The 15,729-nt window shown below is 65.0% G+C and carries 14 protein-coding genes; 5 read left to right on the plus strand and 9 right to left on the minus strand.

Translation table 11 applies throughout. The features are described 5' to 3' along the window. The first annotated feature begins 24 nt into the window (after positions 1 to 24). Positions 25 to 825 carry a twin-arginine translocase subunit TatC gene (gene tatC, locus GGR39_RS14400; RefSeq protein WP_058736536.1) on the plus strand — a complete coding sequence of 267 codons (801 nt, stop codon included), beginning with the start codon at positions 25 to 27 and terminating at the stop codon, positions 823 to 825. 57 nt (positions 826 to 882) lie between these two features. Here the strand turns inward: tatC and GGR39_RS14405 are convergent, their stop codons facing one another. The 4 genes from GGR39_RS14405 to GGR39_RS14420 all read right to left on the minus strand — a co-directional run bounded on the left by GGR39_RS14405 (position 883) and on the right by GGR39_RS14420 (position 5,946). Further along, positions 883 to 2,613 carry an amidohydrolase gene (locus GGR39_RS14405; RefSeq protein WP_183617937.1) on the minus strand — a complete coding sequence of 577 codons (1,731 nt, stop codon included), beginning with the start codon at positions 2,611 to 2,613 and terminating at the stop codon, positions 883 to 885. Positions 2,614 to 2,770: 157 nt separating this feature from the next. After that, entirely contained in the window at positions 2,771 to 3,616 is an 846-nt protein-coding gene (locus GGR39_RS14410) for an arginyltransferase (protein WP_183617938.1), read from the minus strand. A 194-nt stretch (positions 3,617 to 3,810) separates the two neighbouring features. Further along, complete coding sequence (locus GGR39_RS14415) at positions 3,811 to 4,584, minus strand: glucose 1-dehydrogenase (RefSeq protein WP_058736533.1); 774 nt, start codon at positions 4,582 to 4,584, stop codon at positions 3,811 to 3,813. 45 nt (positions 4,585 to 4,629) lie between these two features. Beyond that, on the minus strand, positions 4,630 to 5,946 hold the full coding sequence (locus GGR39_RS14420) for a threonine ammonia-lyase (RefSeq protein WP_183617939.1): 1,317 nt from the start codon (positions 5,944 to 5,946) through the stop codon (positions 4,630 to 4,632). A gap of 103 nt (positions 5,947 to 6,049) precedes the next feature. On the opposite strand from GGR39_RS14420, the gene GGR39_RS14425 reads away from it, so the two are divergent. From GGR39_RS14425 to GGR39_RS14440, 4 genes are all read left to right on the plus strand, one after another. Beyond that, positions 6,050 to 6,946 carry an NAD(P)-dependent oxidoreductase gene (locus GGR39_RS14425; RefSeq protein WP_058736574.1) on the plus strand — a complete coding sequence of 299 codons (897 nt, stop codon included), beginning with the start codon at positions 6,050 to 6,052 and terminating at the stop codon, positions 6,944 to 6,946. A gap of 149 nt (positions 6,947 to 7,095) precedes the next feature. Then, on the plus strand, positions 7,096 to 8,802 hold the full coding sequence (locus GGR39_RS14430; RefSeq protein ID WP_183617940.1) for an MFS transporter: 1,707 nt from the start codon (positions 7,096 to 7,098) through the stop codon (positions 8,800 to 8,802). Next, positions 8,802 to 9,950 carry an HlyD family secretion protein gene (locus GGR39_RS14435; protein WP_183617942.1) on the plus strand — a complete coding sequence of 383 codons (1,149 nt, stop codon included), beginning with the start codon at positions 8,802 to 8,804 and terminating at the stop codon, positions 9,948 to 9,950. Before GGR39_RS14430 ends, GGR39_RS14435 begins: the two co-directional genes overlap by 1 nt. After that, positions 9,947 to 11,344: an efflux transporter outer membrane subunit gene (locus tag GGR39_RS14440; protein WP_343055897.1), complete on the plus strand. Its 1,398-nt coding sequence runs from the start codon at positions 9,947 to 9,949 to the stop codon at positions 11,342 to 11,344. Before GGR39_RS14435 ends, GGR39_RS14440 begins: the two co-directional genes overlap by 4 nt. Positions 11,345 to 11,371: 27 nt before the next feature. Here the strand turns inward: GGR39_RS14440 and GGR39_RS14445 are convergent, their stop codons facing one another. From GGR39_RS14445 to cobA, 5 genes are all read right to left on the minus strand, one after another. Next, positions 11,372 to 12,196 (minus strand): phosphoadenylyl-sulfate reductase, encoded by an 825-nt coding sequence (locus tag GGR39_RS14445; RefSeq protein WP_058736529.1) that lies wholly within the window; start codon positions 12,194 to 12,196, stop codon positions 11,372 to 11,374. Between the two features lie 282 nt (positions 12,197 to 12,478). Next, a complete protein-coding gene (locus GGR39_RS14450) occupies positions 12,479 to 12,907 on the minus strand; it encodes a DUF934 domain-containing protein (protein WP_183617944.1) in 429 nt (142 codons plus the stop codon). Positions 12,908 to 12,954: 47 nt separating this feature from the next. Next, positions 12,955 to 14,583 (minus strand): nitrite/sulfite reductase, encoded by a 1,629-nt coding sequence (locus tag GGR39_RS14455; protein ID WP_183617946.1) that lies wholly within the window; start codon positions 14,581 to 14,583, stop codon positions 12,955 to 12,957. A 1-nt stretch (position 14,584) separates the two neighbouring features. Then, positions 14,585 to 14,881 carry a DUF2849 domain-containing protein gene (locus GGR39_RS14460; protein WP_058736526.1) on the minus strand — a complete coding sequence of 99 codons (297 nt, stop codon included), beginning with the start codon at positions 14,879 to 14,881 and terminating at the stop codon, positions 14,585 to 14,587. After that, positions 14,878 to 15,654 (minus strand): uroporphyrinogen-III C-methyltransferase, encoded by a 777-nt coding sequence (gene cobA, locus GGR39_RS14465; protein ID WP_246388763.1) that lies wholly within the window; start codon positions 15,652 to 15,654, stop codon positions 14,878 to 14,880. The genes GGR39_RS14460 and cobA overlap by 4 nt, the downstream gene beginning before the upstream one ends. Positions 15,655 to 15,729: the final 75 nt, after the last annotated feature.

Genomic DNA, 15,729 nt, shown 5'->3' on the forward strand with positions numbered 1-15,729 from the left:
TATCTCGCTCGTGGGACGATAAGCATGGCATTCCGCATCCAGGATATCGACGATAGCCAGGCCCCGCTGCTGGATCATCTGATCGAGCTGCGCGCCAGACTGGTGCGCGCGCTGCTGGCGTTCGGCGTGGCGTTCGCTGTGTGCTTCTATTTCGCAGATCACATCTTCGCGTTCCTCGTCCGTCCGCTGACCGAGGCGTTCCCGCCGGGGCAGGGGGTGCTGATCTACACCAAGCTTTACGAGGCATTCTTCGTCGAAGTGAAAATCGCAATTTTCGCGGCGTTTTTCCTCAGCTTTCCCGTGATTGCCAACCAGATCTGGGCCTTCGTCGCGCCGGGTCTCTATGCCAAGGAGAAGCGGGCGTTCCTGCCGTTCCTTATTGCCACGCCGGTGCTGTTCACCATGGGCGCGGCGCTGGCGTATTATGTCGTGATGCCCACCGCGTTCCGTTTCTTCCTGACGTTCGAGGGGCAGAAAGGCGGTCTGCGGCTGGAGGCTTTGCCCGGCACTGGCGACTATCTGGCGCTGGTCATGCAATTCATCCTGGCCTTCGGCATCAGCTTTCTGCTGCCGGTGCTGTTGATGCTGCTGAACCGGGCCGGCATCATCACGCGCGCGCAGACCGTTGCCGCGCGGCGTTACGCGATCGTGGGCATCTTCATCGTCGCCGCCGTGGCAACGCCGCCGGACGTGATCTCGCAGCTGCTGCTGGCTATACCGTTGCTAATGCTATTCGAGGGGACGCTGATCCTGATGTGGTTCACCGAACGCCGCGCTGAGCGCGAGAAGGCGGCAGAGGGAGCGTCCGCCCAGGCGGCGGAGTAACACCGCGCCGCCTCATGCTATCCCGTCATAGGCGGGCACACCACTTTGCGTTCGGGTCTAGCGGGCTTTTCCGCTTGTCAGCGGCTTCGCCACGCCGCGCGCTGCGCTCCAGGCTTGCTGGCCGTTGATCCAGGTCTCCACCACCTTGGTCTGGCGCAGCGCTTCTGGCGGAGCGGTCGCCACATCGCGGTCGACGAATAGGAAATCGGCCTTCATGCCACGCGCCAAACGGCCTAGCCGATCCTCGGCAAACATCGCGTAGGCCGCACCGCTGGTGTAGGCGGCCAAGGCCTGGCCCAGCGTCAGCTTCTCCTGCGGTTGCCAGCCGCCCACGGGCTGACCGTCAGCGCCTTGCCGACTGATTGCGACCGCCAGGCCGACGAACGGCGCGGGCGGTTCGACCGGAGTGTCTGAGCCGAAGGCCAGCGGTGCGCCGGTGGCGGCGATGGATTTCCAGGCATAGGCTCCCGCGAGCCGCGCTGGGCCCAGTCGGGCTTCGGCCATAGTGCGATCGCTCGCTTCATGCTGCGGCTGCATCGACGCAACGATGCCATGCTGGCCGAAGCGGACGACATCGGCGGGGGCGACGACCTGGGCATGTTCGATCCGCCAGCGACGATCGCCCTTGTAGGTCTGCGAAAGCTGGTCGATCGTGTCGAGCACAGTCTCGTTTGCCTTGTCGCCGATGGCGTGGACCGCGACTTGGAAGTTGTCGATCGCGGCGCGGCTCATCAGGTTGCCCAGTTGCGTCTCGTTCATGCGGGGCAGGCCGCTGGTTTCGGGGGCATCGGCGTAGGGCGCTTTCAGCCATGCCCCGCGCGAACCCAGCGCACCATCAAGGTAAAGCTTCACGCCCTGGATCTTCAGCCGATCGCCATAGAGCCAGCCGCCCGGGCCAGAGCCGCCGATCAGCGCCATATCGTCCGTCCCCCGGGCATAAGAGACGATGCGGACGCGCAAGTTGCCAGCATCGCCCGCGCGGCGATAAGCTTGCCAATCCTGGATCGTGGTTCCCATGTCGGCCAGAGCGGTGACGCCTTGCTTCAGGAATTCCAGCTGGGCCTCGCCGAACGCGGTGTCGCGATCGGACGGGCGGGGCTGGGGCACCTTGGCGGCCACAAGATCTTGCGCCGCATCGACCAGCACGCCTGCGGGCCTGCGCGAACCGGCGGCACGCTCGATCCGTCCGCCAGACGGGTCCGCGGTGCTTTCGGTGACACCGGCGGCGGCGAGCGCGGCGGAGTTGACCCACGCGGCATGGCCGTCCACGCGGGAAAGGTAGGCGGGCTTGCCCCCCGTCACGCGGTCCAGCTCGGCGGCGGTGGGCATGCGGTCGAGCCCCCAGTTCGCCTGGTTCCAGCCATTACCCTCGATCCAGGAGCGATCCGGATGCGCCTGCACATAGGCGCGGACCTGGACCAGCGCCTCCTCCAGCGATCGCGCGCCAGACAGGTCCAGCGTCATCTTGGCAAAGCCGGTGTCCATGATGTGGACATGGGCATCGATCATGCCGGGCACCACGTAGCGCCCCTTGCCGTCCACCTTGTAGGCGACCTTCTTCGGGCGCTTCTCCTTGTCGTGATAGACGGCCGAGATATTGCCCTGGTCATCGATCAGCAGCCCGGTGAAGCGCTCAAGCCCGCCTTTGCCATCCGGCGTCAGCCCGATGACGTTATCGACCAGAACGTCCGCGTGGGCCGACAATGCCACAGCGAGGAGCGGTAAGGCAATCGTCGTCGAAAGCCAGCGGCTGAGGGCAGGGCGGCGACAACGAGATGGGGCTGGCATAACTTCCTTTCGAAACCCGCCCCGGGTGCACGCAGGTGGGCGAGGTGCGAACGCGCGGCGCGGGCTGTGGCTGCACGAAACGTAATGGGCCAGCGTGTCTAACGCTGCGAGTTGCACAAGAACAAGCGGGCTTGCGTAACGGGCCAGCCGATGGGTCTTAGCCGACCGAGCAGCCGCCGTTCATCGCCAGACCGTCTTTGCCCGACGCTTCGCCGCCCACGCTGCGCGGATTGCTGGCTGCGACGGCGATCAGGCGATCCTGTTCGTCCTCCGCCATCCGGGTCCAGCCACCCCGGGCCAGTGTTTCGAGCGGGCGATAGCGCACCTTGTATTGCATGCGCGGCGACCCTTCGACCCAATAGCCCAGGTAAACGTAGGCCAACCCCATGTCGGCCGCGCGGCGGATGTGGTCGAGGATGATGAAATTGCCCAGGCCCTGGCGGGTGGGATGATCGGGATCGTAGAAGCTGTAGATCATCGATAGGCCATCGCACTGCTTGTCCGTCAGGCAGGCCCCCACCAGTCGGCCCAGCGATACGCCGTCCGCCGAAGGTTCGCGATATTCGATGATGTAGCTGGTGACCGGCGTGTGCTCCACCATGTCGGCAAAATCCACCTCGTCCATGCTGGTCATGCCCCCTTCGGGATGCCGCACGCCAAGGTACTTTTGCAAAAGCTCGAACTGCTCGCTGGTGGACCAGGGCCGGCAGACGGTGGCCACGAGATCGCTGTTGCGCTTCAGGTTGCGCTTTTGCGTGGAAGAAGGCGAGAATTCGCTTGCGACCACGCGGACCGAGATGCAGGCCTGGCAATCGAGGCACGAGGGGCGGTACGCTACCGTCTGGCTGCGGCGAAAGCCGATGCGGCCCAGCGCATCATTTAGCGAATCGGCGTGCGGGCCCTTCAGCTCGGTGAAGACCTTGCGTTCGCTGCGGCCGGGCAAATACGGGCACGGCGCGGGGCTGGTCACAAAGAAACGTGGAAACCGAACCGGTGCCGTCACCTTTGAGCGCCTCTTCCTTCTTGAGCCATGCGACCTTCAGCCATTCGACCCCGCGTGCAGTCGATATGCCTACCGACGCGGGGTGTTGAAAGTGTCTTAACCACAAAAGCGCGGCAGCCATCGTAAAATTTGTGCAGCGTTGAACCTTTAGCGTATCGGCCGTCCCGTTTCGGGCAAGGCTGGCGAACGATCGATCACGCGCCCTGTGCCGTCAACAGCGTCAGTCCGCCGTCGATCGTGACCGTTGTACCGGTGATATAGTCCGCTGTGGGAGAGAGGAGGAACACCACCAGATCGGCTACTTCCTCCGCCTTGCCGGCGCGGCCCCAGGGGATGATCGCCTCCTTGCGCTTGCGTTCCGCAGCGTCGTCCAGGGCGGACTGGTTCATCGGTGTCAGGATCATGCCGGGCGCGACGCCGTTCACCGCGATGCGATTGGGAGCCAGTTCCAGCGCCAGCGTGGCGGTCAACTGGGCCAGACCGCCCTTGGCGCTGTCGTAATCCGCGCCGCCCGCACGTGGGGCGCGTTCATGGATGGAGGACATGTTGACGATGCGCCCGCCGGATTTCTGACCCTCCAGTCCGCGCACGAAGCGCCGGCAGGTGAGAAACGGGCCGTAAAGGTCCGCCCGCAGCACGCGATCGAACTGGTCAAGCTCCATCCGGGCGATCGGCGTGCCCGACATGTTAAGCCCGGCGCAATTGACCAGCAGCCCGATGGGCCCGAACGCTTTTTCGGCCTCCGCGAAGAGACGATCCACATCGTCCTCGTGCCCCACGTTCGCTTTCACTGCGATCGCCTTGCCGCCGCCGTCGCGGATGGTGGCGACGATTGCGTCAGCCTCATCCTCGCTGGAGAGGTAAGTGATGGCGACGTTCGCGCCTGCTTTGGCCAGAGCCAGTGCGCAGGCCTTGCCGATACCGGAACTGCCGCCGGTGACGATGGCGCTTTGATTCGAAAGGTCCATGAAAGGCGCAACGTGCCGGGCGGCTCCCGGTTTCGCGCCGGTCGATTATCCCGGTCGCTGCGAACGCCCAGGCCGCCTGCCAGAGATGGTCATCACCTCATAAGTATAGCCCGCTGCATCCAAATCCATCAGCAGCGGTTCAAGCGCATGCTTGTCTCGGATTTCGTATTCGATCTCCACCTCACTGCCCTTAGCAGACAGGACACCGAAGATGCGCTGATGCTGCACCTCGATGATGTTGGCATCGTTGCGCGTGAAGATTTCCGCGATCTTCGCAAGTTCGCCCACCTTGTCGTTCAGGAGGATCGCCAACCGCCCGATGCGTCCCGAGCGGGCGAGGTTGCGCAGGATGACGTTCGCCAGAAAACGCGGGTCGATGTTGCCGCCGGTCAGGATGACACCGATCTTGCGCCCAGCGAACTCAGGCCGGAAGGTACCGTTCTTCAGCGGCAGCAGCGTGGCCAGGCCGACCGCGCCTGCGCCTTCGACAACGGTCTTCTCGATATCCAGCAGCAGCGAGATCGCTTCCTCGATCCGCGTTTCGGAGACGATCCGCACCTCGTCGACATGTTCGGCCACGGCGGCGCGGGTAAGAAGGCCCGGCTCCTTCACCGCGATGCCTTCTGCGATCGTGTCGCCACCACCCGCCACCGGCTCGTTGCGCTTGAGCAGGTACATCGCGGGATACTGGTTGGACTGGACGCCGACGATGCGGATATCCGGCTTCAAGCCCTTGGCCGCTACTGCCACGCCCGAGATCAGTCCGCCGCCGCCAACCGGCACCACGATCGTATCGAGCTGCGGCACGTCCTCCAGCATCTCCAGCCCGACGGTGCCTTGCCCGGCCATGATCTCGCGATCGTCGAACGGATGGACGAAGATCAGTCCGCGTTCTTCCTTGATGCGGCAGGCGATGGCGTAGGCCTCGTCGAAGGTATCGCCATCCAGCACCACTTCCGCGCCGTGCCCGCGCGTTTGCTGCACTTTCACGATCGGCGTGGATTTGGGCATCACGATAGTGACGGGGATGCCCAGCCGCCCTGCGTGATAGGCCAGTCCTTGCGCGTGATTGCCCGCCGAGGCCGCAATCACACCACGCGTCTTCACGTCGGGCGGCAGGGTCAGCAGCTTGTTGAGCGCGCCGCGTTCCTTGTAAGCGGCGGTAAACTGCAGGTTCTCGAACTTCAGCCACACGTCCGCGCCGACGATGCGGCTCAGCGTTTTGCTGTGCAGCGTGGGGGTGCGGACCACCGCGCCCAAGATTCGCATCGCCGCCGCCCGTACGTCATCGAGCGTGAGCGCGGCCTCGCCAAGAGTATCTTGAGCGGACGGCGCGGCGATTTCCTGAAGCTGCTGGTCCATGGCTCTGCGCGGTACCGGAATTGACGCGGATTGGAAAGCATTCGGGCCATCGCCAGCCCGCAACCAGTTTGCTTTCGCCGCGAATGCGCTAGAGATGGTTAGCATGAGCGATGCCAAGAACGTTTCCGTCATCGGCCTGGGCGTCATGGGCGGCGCGATCGCGCGGCACATCGGCGAGGCAGGCCATGCGCTGACGATCTTCAACCGCTCGCCCAGTCGCATCGAATCATGGCGCGCGGTGAATTCGGCTCTCGACGCGCGCGTCGCGACCAGTCCGGCGGACGCTGCCGAGGGCGCGGACATCGTGATCACTTGCGTGGGCAATGACGACGATCTGGCCGATGTCGTGCTGGGCCCGCGCGGCGTGTTTCGATCCTTGCGCAAGGGCGGCGTCTTCGTTGATCACACTACGGTTTCGGCGCGGATCGCCCGGCAGATCTCGGTCGAGGCGAGGGACTTGCAAGTCCACTGTATCGACGCCCCGATGACGGGATCGCAGATCGGCGCAGAAAAAGGCACGCTGACGCTGATGTGCGGCGGCCGCAAGTCCGCGATCGAGGCGGCGCGCCCGGTGATGGAGGCCTATTCCCAGCGGATCGTCCACGTCGGCAAGGCAGGGGCGGGCCAGACCGCGAAGATGGCCAACCAGATCTGCATCGCCGGCATCGTGGCCAGCCTGGCCGAAGCGGTGCGCTTCGCCCAGGCCTCCCACCTCGACATGGATCGGGTTTATGAGGCGATCTCCGGCGGGGCGGCGCAATCGTGGCAGATGGACAACCGCTGGAAGACGATGAACGCCGACGAGTTCGACTTCGGCTTCGCGATCGACTGGATGCGCAAGGACCTGGGCCTTGCGATGGACGAAGGCCGGGGGCTTGGCGTTTCCCTGCCGATGACGGCGCTGATCAATCAGTTCTACGCTGATGTGCAGGCGCTGGGCGGCGGGCGGCTGGATACCAGCGCCATCATCAAGCGGCTTCCGCGCAAGGGGATCAAATAGACAAGATTAAATAGGCAGGGGAGTGCGTCCGTCCTGAATCCTGTGCGCCACGCCTGGACACTACGCTGCCTTTCGTGCGTTTGTGCGCGGATGGCAGGGGGACGCCGCATTTCAAAGTCGCTGCGGCGGCTACAGACAGGCTGCGGACGATGATCCGCCGCCGCCGCGCCGCCGTGCCTGCTACCGCCGAATATCAGTTCGCCGCGCATGAACGGCCGACGATGCCCGGCTCGCCCGCCAACCCGGCCCACCCCGGAGGCCGGCGCATCGCCTACTTCGCGATCGGCATCCTCATCGGCATCACCGGTGGCCTGGGCAACGCGCTGGTGGGCGTGAACCTGAACTTCGCGCAAGGGACGCTGGGCCTCGACAGTGACCAGGCGGCAATGCTGACCGCGGTCTATCTGATGACCAACACCACGGCGAACCTTTTGCTGGTGAAGTACCGCCAGCAGTTCGGTTTGCAGCCGTTCATCCGCTACATGCTGCCGATCTATGCGGCGGCCACGATGCTGCATCTGGTGGCGCACGGCTTTTGGTCGTCGATCGCGGTGCGTGCCGCCAGCGGCTTTTCTGCGTCCGCCATGTCGACGCTGACGCTGCTTTACATCATGCAGAGCATGTCGGCCCCGAAGCGGCTGGCCGGGGTGATGATGGGTATTTCGGTGCCGCAGCTGGCGATGCCGCTGGCGCGCGCGCTATCGCCCGGCCTGCTGGTGAGCGGCGATTGGCATATGCTCTACTGGTGCGAACTGGGTCTGACGCTGGCGTCGCTAGCCGCGATCATGAGCTTGCCGCTGCCGCCCAGCGAACGCACAAAGTCTTTCGAGAAAGGCGATTTCCTGACCTTCGCGCTGCTGGCGCCGGGGCTGTGGCTGCTGATCGCGGTGTTGACCGAAGGCCGAATCGAATGGTGGACCGAGCGGGCATGGATGGGCTGGGGCCTGGCGGCCAGCCTCGTCCTTGTCGGAACGGCGCTGCTGATTGAGACTCGCCGTGCCAACCCCCTGATCAACGTGCGCTGGCTAGGCACGCGTGAGATGATGCGCCTGATCCTGGTTGCCGTCGCGGTGCGTATCCTGCTGTCAGAGCAGGCTTTCGGATCGGTCGGCCTGCTGACGGCGCTGGGCATGATCAACGACCAGATGGTGACGCTGAACATCGTTATCATCATCGCTTCGATCGCGGGGATCGTCACCGCGGTGTTCTCGTTCGATCCGGCCGATCCCAGCCGCGCGATCACGCTGGCCGTGCTGCTGATCGCGCTGGGCGCGTTCATGGACGCGAGCGCCACCAGCCTCTCGCGGCCCAGCAGTTTCTATCTCAGCCAGGCGCTGATCGGCTTTGCCTCGATGCTGTTCCTGGCCCATGCCATGGTGATCGGCATATCGCGGACCCTGCTGGCGGGGCCCAAGCATTTCGTCAGCTTCGTGGTGCTGTTCGGCCTTAGCCAGAGCCTGGGCGGCATCGCCGGTACGGCGCTGCTGGGCACCTTTCAGATCGTGCGGGAGAAGTTCCACTCGCACGAACTGGTCCAGTCGATCGTGTTGACCGATCCGCTCGTGGCCGCGCGCGTACGGGGCACCGGTGCCAGCGTCGCCAACGTCATTGGCGATCCTACTCTCACCAATGCCGAAGGCGCCGCGCTGCTGACCCGCACCGTCAGCCGCGAAGCGAACGTGTTGGCCTTTAACGATGTGTTCCTGCTGATTGGAGTTCTGGCGATCTTGACCTTCTTGTGGAGCCTGTCGATCAGGGCGAGCATCCGCCGCCGTGGAGAGACTTCGCCCGTGATCCAGTTGCAGCAACGCTCGCAGGCCGCAGCAGCGGCGGCGGCTGAGGAAAGCACCCGCTGATGGCCGAGGAACAGCGCGATGCCGACGCCGCCACTCTCGCGGCCGATGCCCCTTCCGGTGTCCCCACGGCGGCCGAATTGCCGCCCGAGACGCCCGAGCCCACCGGCTGGCGCCCGCCCGCCCGAACCGGGATCACGCTCGTGGCGATCATCGCGATCGGCATCGCGGCGGTATTTTCCATTCTCTACGCTTGGCAGTTGCCGCCGTTCGCGGGCTGGGCGCAGGAGACGGACAACGCTTATGTGCGCGGCAAGGTGACCGTGATCGCGCCGCAGGTGAACGGCTATATCACCGCGGTGCCGGTGCAGGATTTCCAGACCGTGAAGCGCGGGCAAGTGCTGGCCACCATCGATGACCGGATCTACGCCGCGCGAGTGGCGCAAGCCAAGGCGAACGTTTCTGCGCAACTGGCTTCGCTCGCCAATTCGCAGCAGACCGAGCGTTCACGCCAGGCGGCGCTGGCCGGTCAAGCCGCCGGCGTGGCCAGCGCGCAAGCCCAGGAAGCGCGCGCCGAGGCCGACATGCGCCGCGCCCAGGCGCTGGTTTCCGACGGTTCGATCTCCGCGCGGGAGTTCGATCAGACGCGCGCGGCGCTGCTTGCGGCCCAGGCGGCAGTTCGGCAGGCGCAGGCGCAGCAAGGCGTCGGCCAGCAGGACGTGCAATCCGTCATCGTCGGGCGCGGCGGGCTGGAGGCGGGCGTCGAGAATGCCCGCGCTGCCCTGCGTCTTGCTCAGATCGATCTCGACAACACGCGTATCCGAGCGCCGACGGATGGCCGCTTGTCGGAAGTGGGCGTGCGGCAGGGGGCCTATGTCACGTCCGGCACGCAATTGATGTTTCTGGTGCCGCATGACTTGTGGGTGATCGCCAACTTCAAGGAGGGGCAGACCCACGCGATGCGGATCGGGCAGGCGGTGACCTTCAAGGTCGATGCGCTGAACGGAGCCCGGTTGCGTGGCCGGATCCAGAGCGTCTCACCAGCTGCGGGATCGGAGTTCACGGTGCTGAAATCGGACAATGCCACCGGCAATTTCGTCAAGGTGGCACAGCGTATCGCGGTGCGCATCCGCATCGAGCCTGGCCAAGCGGCAGCGCAGCGGTTGCGACCCGGCATGTCGGTGGAAGTGCGCGTGGCGACCGGCGAGTGAGACAGGCCCTTGCCCTCGCGCTGTCGGGTGTGCTGACGGGCGGGCTTGCTGCCTGCACGGGGCCACGCGTCGAGACGGTCGCGGTAGAGCCGGTCACGCCACCGTCCGGCTGGCGCACGCCGCTGGCTGCGCAAGCCACGCTGGAGGCGCAGTGGTGGCAGGGCTTCGGCGATCCGAAGTTGTCGCTCGTCGTCGAGCGCGCGCTGGAACGTAACCCGGATATCGCGATCGCGGCGGGCAGGGTGCGTGACGCGCGCGCGGCGGAGTTGAACGCTCGCGCCGCGCTGCTGCCGACGCTGGATGCTTCGGGCGGGGTCAGCCAGGCACGAACTGTCAATGCTTTCGGACAGCCCAGCGAATCTACGGGCGCGCAGCCGCAGGTCCAGGCCGCTTGGGAGATCGATCTGTTCGGTCGCCTGGCGGACAGCCGCGCAGCCGCACGGGCGCAGTGGATCGCCAGCCAGGCCGCGCGCGATGCGGTGCGGCTATCGGTCGCCTCTACCGCCGCGAGCGGCTACGTCACGCTTCTCGCGCTGGACGGTCGGCTGAAGGTAACGCGAGAAACTCTGGCCGCGCGATCCGATTCGCTGCGACTGATCCGCCGGCGGGTGGAAGCGGGCTACTCACCCAAGCTGGAATTGGAGCAGGCGGAGGCGGACTATCAGGCCGCCGCACGTCTGATCCCTGCCGCGCGAGAGGCTATCGTGCGCCAAGAGAATGCGTTGCAGCTGCTGACCGGGGATTTACCCGGTCCCGTGACGCGGGGGGCCTCGCTCGATGCCCTGCTTACCGCTCCGGTTCCGGAAGGTCTGCCATCGCAGTTGCTGGCGCGGCGGCCCGATGTGGCGCAAGCGGAAGCCAGCCTGGTCGCCACGGACCGCTCACTGGCGGCGGCGCGCAAGCGTTTCCTGCCCAGCGTGCGGCTGACGGGGGCGGGCGGTCTGGCGATCTCGTCTCTGTTGGGAGACCCGATCACGATCTGGTCGATTGGCGGCAGCGTGCTGGCACCGCTGTTCCAGGGCGGGCGGTTGCAAGCCGGCGTGGAGGGCGCGGCGGCGCAGCGCGACCAGGCGGCGGAAACTTATCGCCGCGCCGCGCTGACCGCCTTTCGCGAGGTGGATGACGCACTGGCCGGGGTGGTGAGCGCGGATGAGCAGTTGCGCATCAATCGCGCGCAGCGAGCGGCCCTGGCGGAAAGCTACCGCCTCGCGCGCAACCGCTATCGCGCGGGCTACTCGCCTTTCCTGGAGCAATTGGACGCCCAGCGTGGGCTGCTGTCAGCCGAACTGTCTCTGGTACAGGCGCGCAGCGATGCGTTAAACGCCCGCGTCACCCTCTACCGCGCGCTTGGCGGTGGATGGACTGACACGCAACTGCTCGAAACGCTGCGCTGAGTAGGCCGCCGGGAGTAATACCAGGTCTTAGAAGACCGGATCGTATCCCGGAGGCAGGTCTGTGGAAACGCTGCTGACGCCGCCGACGTGGATGCCGCACTCAGTCTTGTCCCAGCCCTTCCACCGGCCGGACCGGGCATCCTCGCCCGGCGCGACCTTGCTGGTGCAGGGCGAGCAGCCGATCGAAGGATAGCCTTCCGCCACCAGCGGGTGCGGGGGCAGATCATGCGCGGCGACGTAGGCAGCGATGTCCTCCGCCGACCAGTCGATCAGTGGGTTGATCTTCAAGCGGCCTTGAGCGTCAGTCTTGTCGATCTCGAAGCGGGGCAGGCTGGAGCGCGTGGCCGCCTGGAACGCCTTTCGCCCGGTGATGGTGGCATCAAACTGCGCTAGCGCCTTTGCCAAAGGCTTCACCTTGCGGATTTCGCAGCAGCCGTCAGGATCGTAGGACCAGCGCAGGCCCGTCTCATCGCGCTTGGCAATGTCATCGGCATCGGGGGTGAGATTGCGAACGTCGGTCAACCCAAGCCGGGCGATCAGGGCATCGCGATAAGCCAGCGTTTCTGGGAAGTGCTTGCCGGTATCGAGGAACAGCACCGGCACGGTGGGATCGATGCGGCTGACCAGATGCAGCAGTACCGCGCTTTCCGCGCCGAAACTGGAGACGATCGCCACATCGCCGGCCATTTGTTCACGTAGCAGGGTTTCCAGCATCTCGACAGTGTCGGTGCCGCGAAACAGGCCGTTCAGCCGCAGCGCATCCGCCTCGTTGAAGCGTGCCGACGTGTCCAGCCGATCGCGAATACGATCGGCGCTTTGCGGCTCCAGCTTGGCTTCGATATCCTTGAACATGATGTCGATCCCGAATGGCCCGTGACATCGACACGGGCTTTTCTAGTCACGTTCACATGGGTTGCGGAGCAGCCAGAGTCGACGAAGAAAAAGGAACAGCGGGTTTAGCGCGATTTTCTGCTGTTTGGCGGTAGAGATTTCCCGTCGGTGCTACTGCGTCATTTCGCAATGGCGGCAATGACGCAGTGAAACCTCCAAACGGGTTCCCGGTGAGGGATGTTCAGAAGGGCTGCCGAAGGCATACCCAACCTAAACATGGCGGGCTCCCAGGCCAACTCTGCTTTAGCCGTGACGCTTGGCCCAGATCGGCTGACGGCCGTCGGCTGTGGCTTGATACACGTCCGCCCAGCGATCGAACGCGGCCTGGGCGTCGGCAGGATTGAGCGGTTTTTCAGGCGCATAGGCGTCGAAGCCGCAGCGCTTTAGGTGGCTCAGCATATCGATCACGACATCGCCCACCGCGCGGATTTCGCCGGTGAAGCCGGCTTCGCGCAAAACGCGCGCGGAGGAATAACCGCGCCCGTCGGTCCAGGCCGGAAAATTCACCTCGATCAGCCGCAGGCGATCGAGATGGGGCAGCAGCTCGCGCGCATCATCGCCCGGCTCGACCCGCACGGCGGTGGCGTTGGTCTGGTCGGCAAAGGAGCCGACTGTAACTGCAGGGTCGGATACCGGCTCGTCATCGCGGAAACGGAACTGAACATCAGACATGGAGCGACTTCCGGAACGGACGAGCGGGACGGGTGGGATCGGGCCACTTAGCCATAGAGCGCCTCCTTGAACGGAGCCATGCCGATGCGGCGATAAGTATCGAGGAAGCGCTCCTCGTCTTCGCGCTGGGCCAAGTACACTTCCGTCGCCTTTTCCACCGCGCCGACGATGCCGTCCTCGTCGAAACCGGGGCCGGTGATCTGGCCCAGCGAGGTATCCGCGCCTTCCGATCCGCCTAGAAGGAGCTGGTAATTCTCCTTGCCCTTCCGGTCGACGCCCAGGATGCCGATGTGCCCGGCGTGGTGATGGCCACAGGCGTTGATGCAGCCCGAGATCTTCAGCTTAAGCTCGCCCAACTCGGCCTGCTTTTCGGCAAACCGCTCGGAGATCTTCTGCGCCACCGGGATCGAACGTGCGTTGGCCAGGCTGCAATAGTCCAGGCCGGGGCAAGCGATGATATCGCCGATCGTGTCGAGGTTGGCGGTGCCCAGGTCCGCGGCGTCCAGCTTCTGCCAGATCGTATAGAGATCGGCCTTGCGGATATGCGGGAAAACGATGTTCTGCGCGTGCGTGACGCGCAGCTCGTCAAAGCTGTAGTCCCGCGCGATGTCGGCCATCAGGCGGATCTGGTCGGCGGTGGCATCGCCTGGGATGCCGCCCACAGGCTTCAGGCTGACCGTGGCGATCACGTAGCCCGCCTGCTTATGGCTTTGCGTGTTGCGCTCCACCCACAGGCGGAAGTCGGGGTCGGACAGGTCCAGATCGTCGGACAGGCCGGTCTCGAACGCAGGGTCGCCGAAGTATTGCTTAATCCGATCGAGCTCGGCGATCGGCGGCTCGATGCCCTGGCTCAGCAGGTGCTGGAACTCTTCTTCGACCTGGCGGGTATATTCGTCCTTGCCCAGTTCATGGACCAGGATCTTGATCCGCGCCTTATACTTGTTGTCGCGACGGCCGTAGCGGTTGTACACCCGCAGGCACGCCTCCGAGTACGTGATCAACTGATCCAACGGCACGAAGTCACGGATCATCGGCGCGATCATGGGTGTACGGCCCATGCCGCCGCCCACGTAGAACTGCGCGCCGATCTCTCCAGCGGAACTGCGCACCATCTGGATGCCGATATCGTGCAGCTTCATCGCGGCGCGGTCGGTGTCGCTGGCGATGACGCAGATCTTGAACTTGCGCGGCAAGGTCAGAAATTCGGGGTGGAAGCTGGACCACTGACGCAGCAGCTCTGCGTAAGGGCGGGGGTCGATCAGCTCGTCCGCGGCGGCACCGGCGTACTGGTCGGAGCTGATGTTGCGGATGCAGTTGCCGCTGGTCTGGATGGCATGCATCTCAACGCCGGCCAGATCGGCCAGCAGGTCGGGGGTGTCCTCCAGCTTGATCCAGTTGTACTGGATGTTCTGGCGCGTCGTGAAGTGGCCGTAGCCGCGATCGTACTTGTCCGCGATGTCGCCCAGCAGCCGCATCTGTGCGCTGCTGAGCGTGCCATAGGGCACCGCTACGCGCAGCATGTAGGCATGCAGCTGCAAATAAAGGCCGTTCTGCAGGCGCAACGGGCGGAATTGCTCTTCCGTCAGCTCGCCGGACAGGCGGCGGCGCACCTGATCGCGGAATTCCTCGACGCGGGTGTCGACCATCTGCTGGTCGTATTGATCATACTTGTACATATCAGATCACCCAGTTGAGGGCTGAAGGATCGGCGGGCTTGAGCGTCAGGTCGGGGCGGACCGTGGGGCCGAGCGCGCGAATACGGTCCTTGATGTGCGCGGGGCGCACACCGTCGGCCGTCTTTTCGCCGTCGATGACGTAGGCGGCGAACACGTTCTGGGCCGCTTCCTCACGCGCGATGAGGTTCGCGCCCTGGTCGGCCACGTCGGCGGCGTCATTGACATGGAGCGACCAGCCTTGGCCATCCCACCAGATGACGGCGCCGCTCTTCAGGTCGTTGCCGGTCAGGATCTTCACTGTGCTGCCTCCAGCGCGATCGCGCGCACGGTTGTATCTTGTTCCGCCGCCACATCGCCGATGACGATCAGTGCGGGACTACGGACGCGATGCCCCTGCACCAGGTCGGGCAATCCCGCAAGCGGTCCGCGCAAAACGCGCATCGCGGAACGGGTCGCATTCTCGATTACCGCCACCGGAGTTTCCGGTGCGAGGCCGTCCGCCATCAGCTTTTCCGCGATCTGCGCCGCCGTGGCGAGGCCCATGAAAATGACCAGCGTGCGATCCTTGCCGGCGAGGCCAGCCCAGTTCTGGTCGCTCAAGCCCTTGCATTGTCCGGCGACGAAGCTGACGATCGAGGCACTGGTGCGGTGCGTTAGAGGGATTTGGGCAGCGGCCGAAGCGCCCAGGGCAGACGTGATGCCGGGCACCACCTGCACCGGCACGCCGGCGGCGCGGCATGCCTCCGCTTCCTCTCCACCGCGACCGAAGATGAAAGGGTCGCCGCCTTTCAGCCGTACGACATCCTGCCCGGCCAGAGCCTCTCGCACGAGGAGGGCATTGATATCTTCCTGCTTCATAGTGTGATTGGAGCGGGCCTTTGCGACCGAAACCAATCGGGCACCGCCGCGCGTCATCGCCAGGATTTCGGGCGAGACGAGGCCGTCATGCACGATCAGCCCAGCCGACATCAGCAAACGCGCGGCGCGCAAGGTCAGGAGATCGGGGTCGCCCGGCCCGGCGCCCACCAAGTGGACAGTGCCGACGCGGGGTTCGGATGGAGTGCTTGCCATGATCGCGCCCATGCCCCGATCGCTCGACCGGGGCCAGCCATATTGGCTTAAGCGGTCTGTAGGTGGGCTTTAGGG

Origin of the sequence: Novosphingobium fluoreni, assembly GCF_014196615.1 — a bacterium.
Lineage (GTDB): Bacteria > Pseudomonadota > Alphaproteobacteria > Sphingomonadales > Sphingomonadaceae > Novosphingobium > Novosphingobium fluoreni.

Excerpts from the sequence above, each read along its gene's own strand:
- tatC (WP_058736536.1), top strand. The coding sequence starts at position 25 with ATGGCATTCCGCATCCAGGATATCGACGATAGCCAGGCCCCGCTGCTG.
- GGR39_RS14405 (WP_183617937.1), bottom strand. The coding sequence starts at position 2,613 with ATGCCAGCCCCATCTCGTTGTCGCCGCCCTGCCCTCAGCCGCTGGCTT.
- GGR39_RS14415 (WP_058736533.1), bottom strand. The coding sequence starts at position 4,584 with ATGGACCTTTCGAATCAAAGCGCCATCGTCACCGGCGGCAGTTCCGGT.
- GGR39_RS14420 (WP_183617939.1), bottom strand. The coding sequence starts at position 5,946 with ATGGACCAGCAGCTTCAGGAAATCGCCGCGCCGTCCGCTCAAGATACT.
- GGR39_RS14425 (WP_058736574.1), top strand. The coding sequence starts at position 6,050 with ATGAGCGATGCCAAGAACGTTTCCGTCATCGGCCTGGGCGTCATGGGC.
- GGR39_RS14430 (WP_183617940.1), top strand. The coding sequence starts at position 7,096 with ATGATCCGCCGCCGCCGCGCCGCCGTGCCTGCTACCGCCGAATATCAG.
- GGR39_RS14435 (WP_183617942.1), top strand. The coding sequence starts at position 8,802 with ATGGCCGAGGAACAGCGCGATGCCGACGCCGCCACTCTCGCGGCCGAT.
- GGR39_RS14445 (WP_058736529.1), bottom strand. The coding sequence starts at position 12,196 with ATGTTCAAGGATATCGAAGCCAAGCTGGAGCCGCAAAGCGCCGATCGT.
- GGR39_RS14450 (WP_183617944.1), bottom strand. The coding sequence starts at position 12,907 with ATGTCTGATGTTCAGTTCCGTTTCCGCGATGACGAGCCGGTATCCGAC.
- GGR39_RS14455 (WP_183617946.1), bottom strand. The coding sequence starts at position 14,583 with ATGTACAAGTATGATCAATACGACCAGCAGATGGTCGACACCCGCGTC.
- cobA (WP_246388763.1), bottom strand. The coding sequence starts at position 15,654 with ATGGCAAGCACTCCATCCGAACCCCGCGTCGGCACTGTCCACTTGGTG.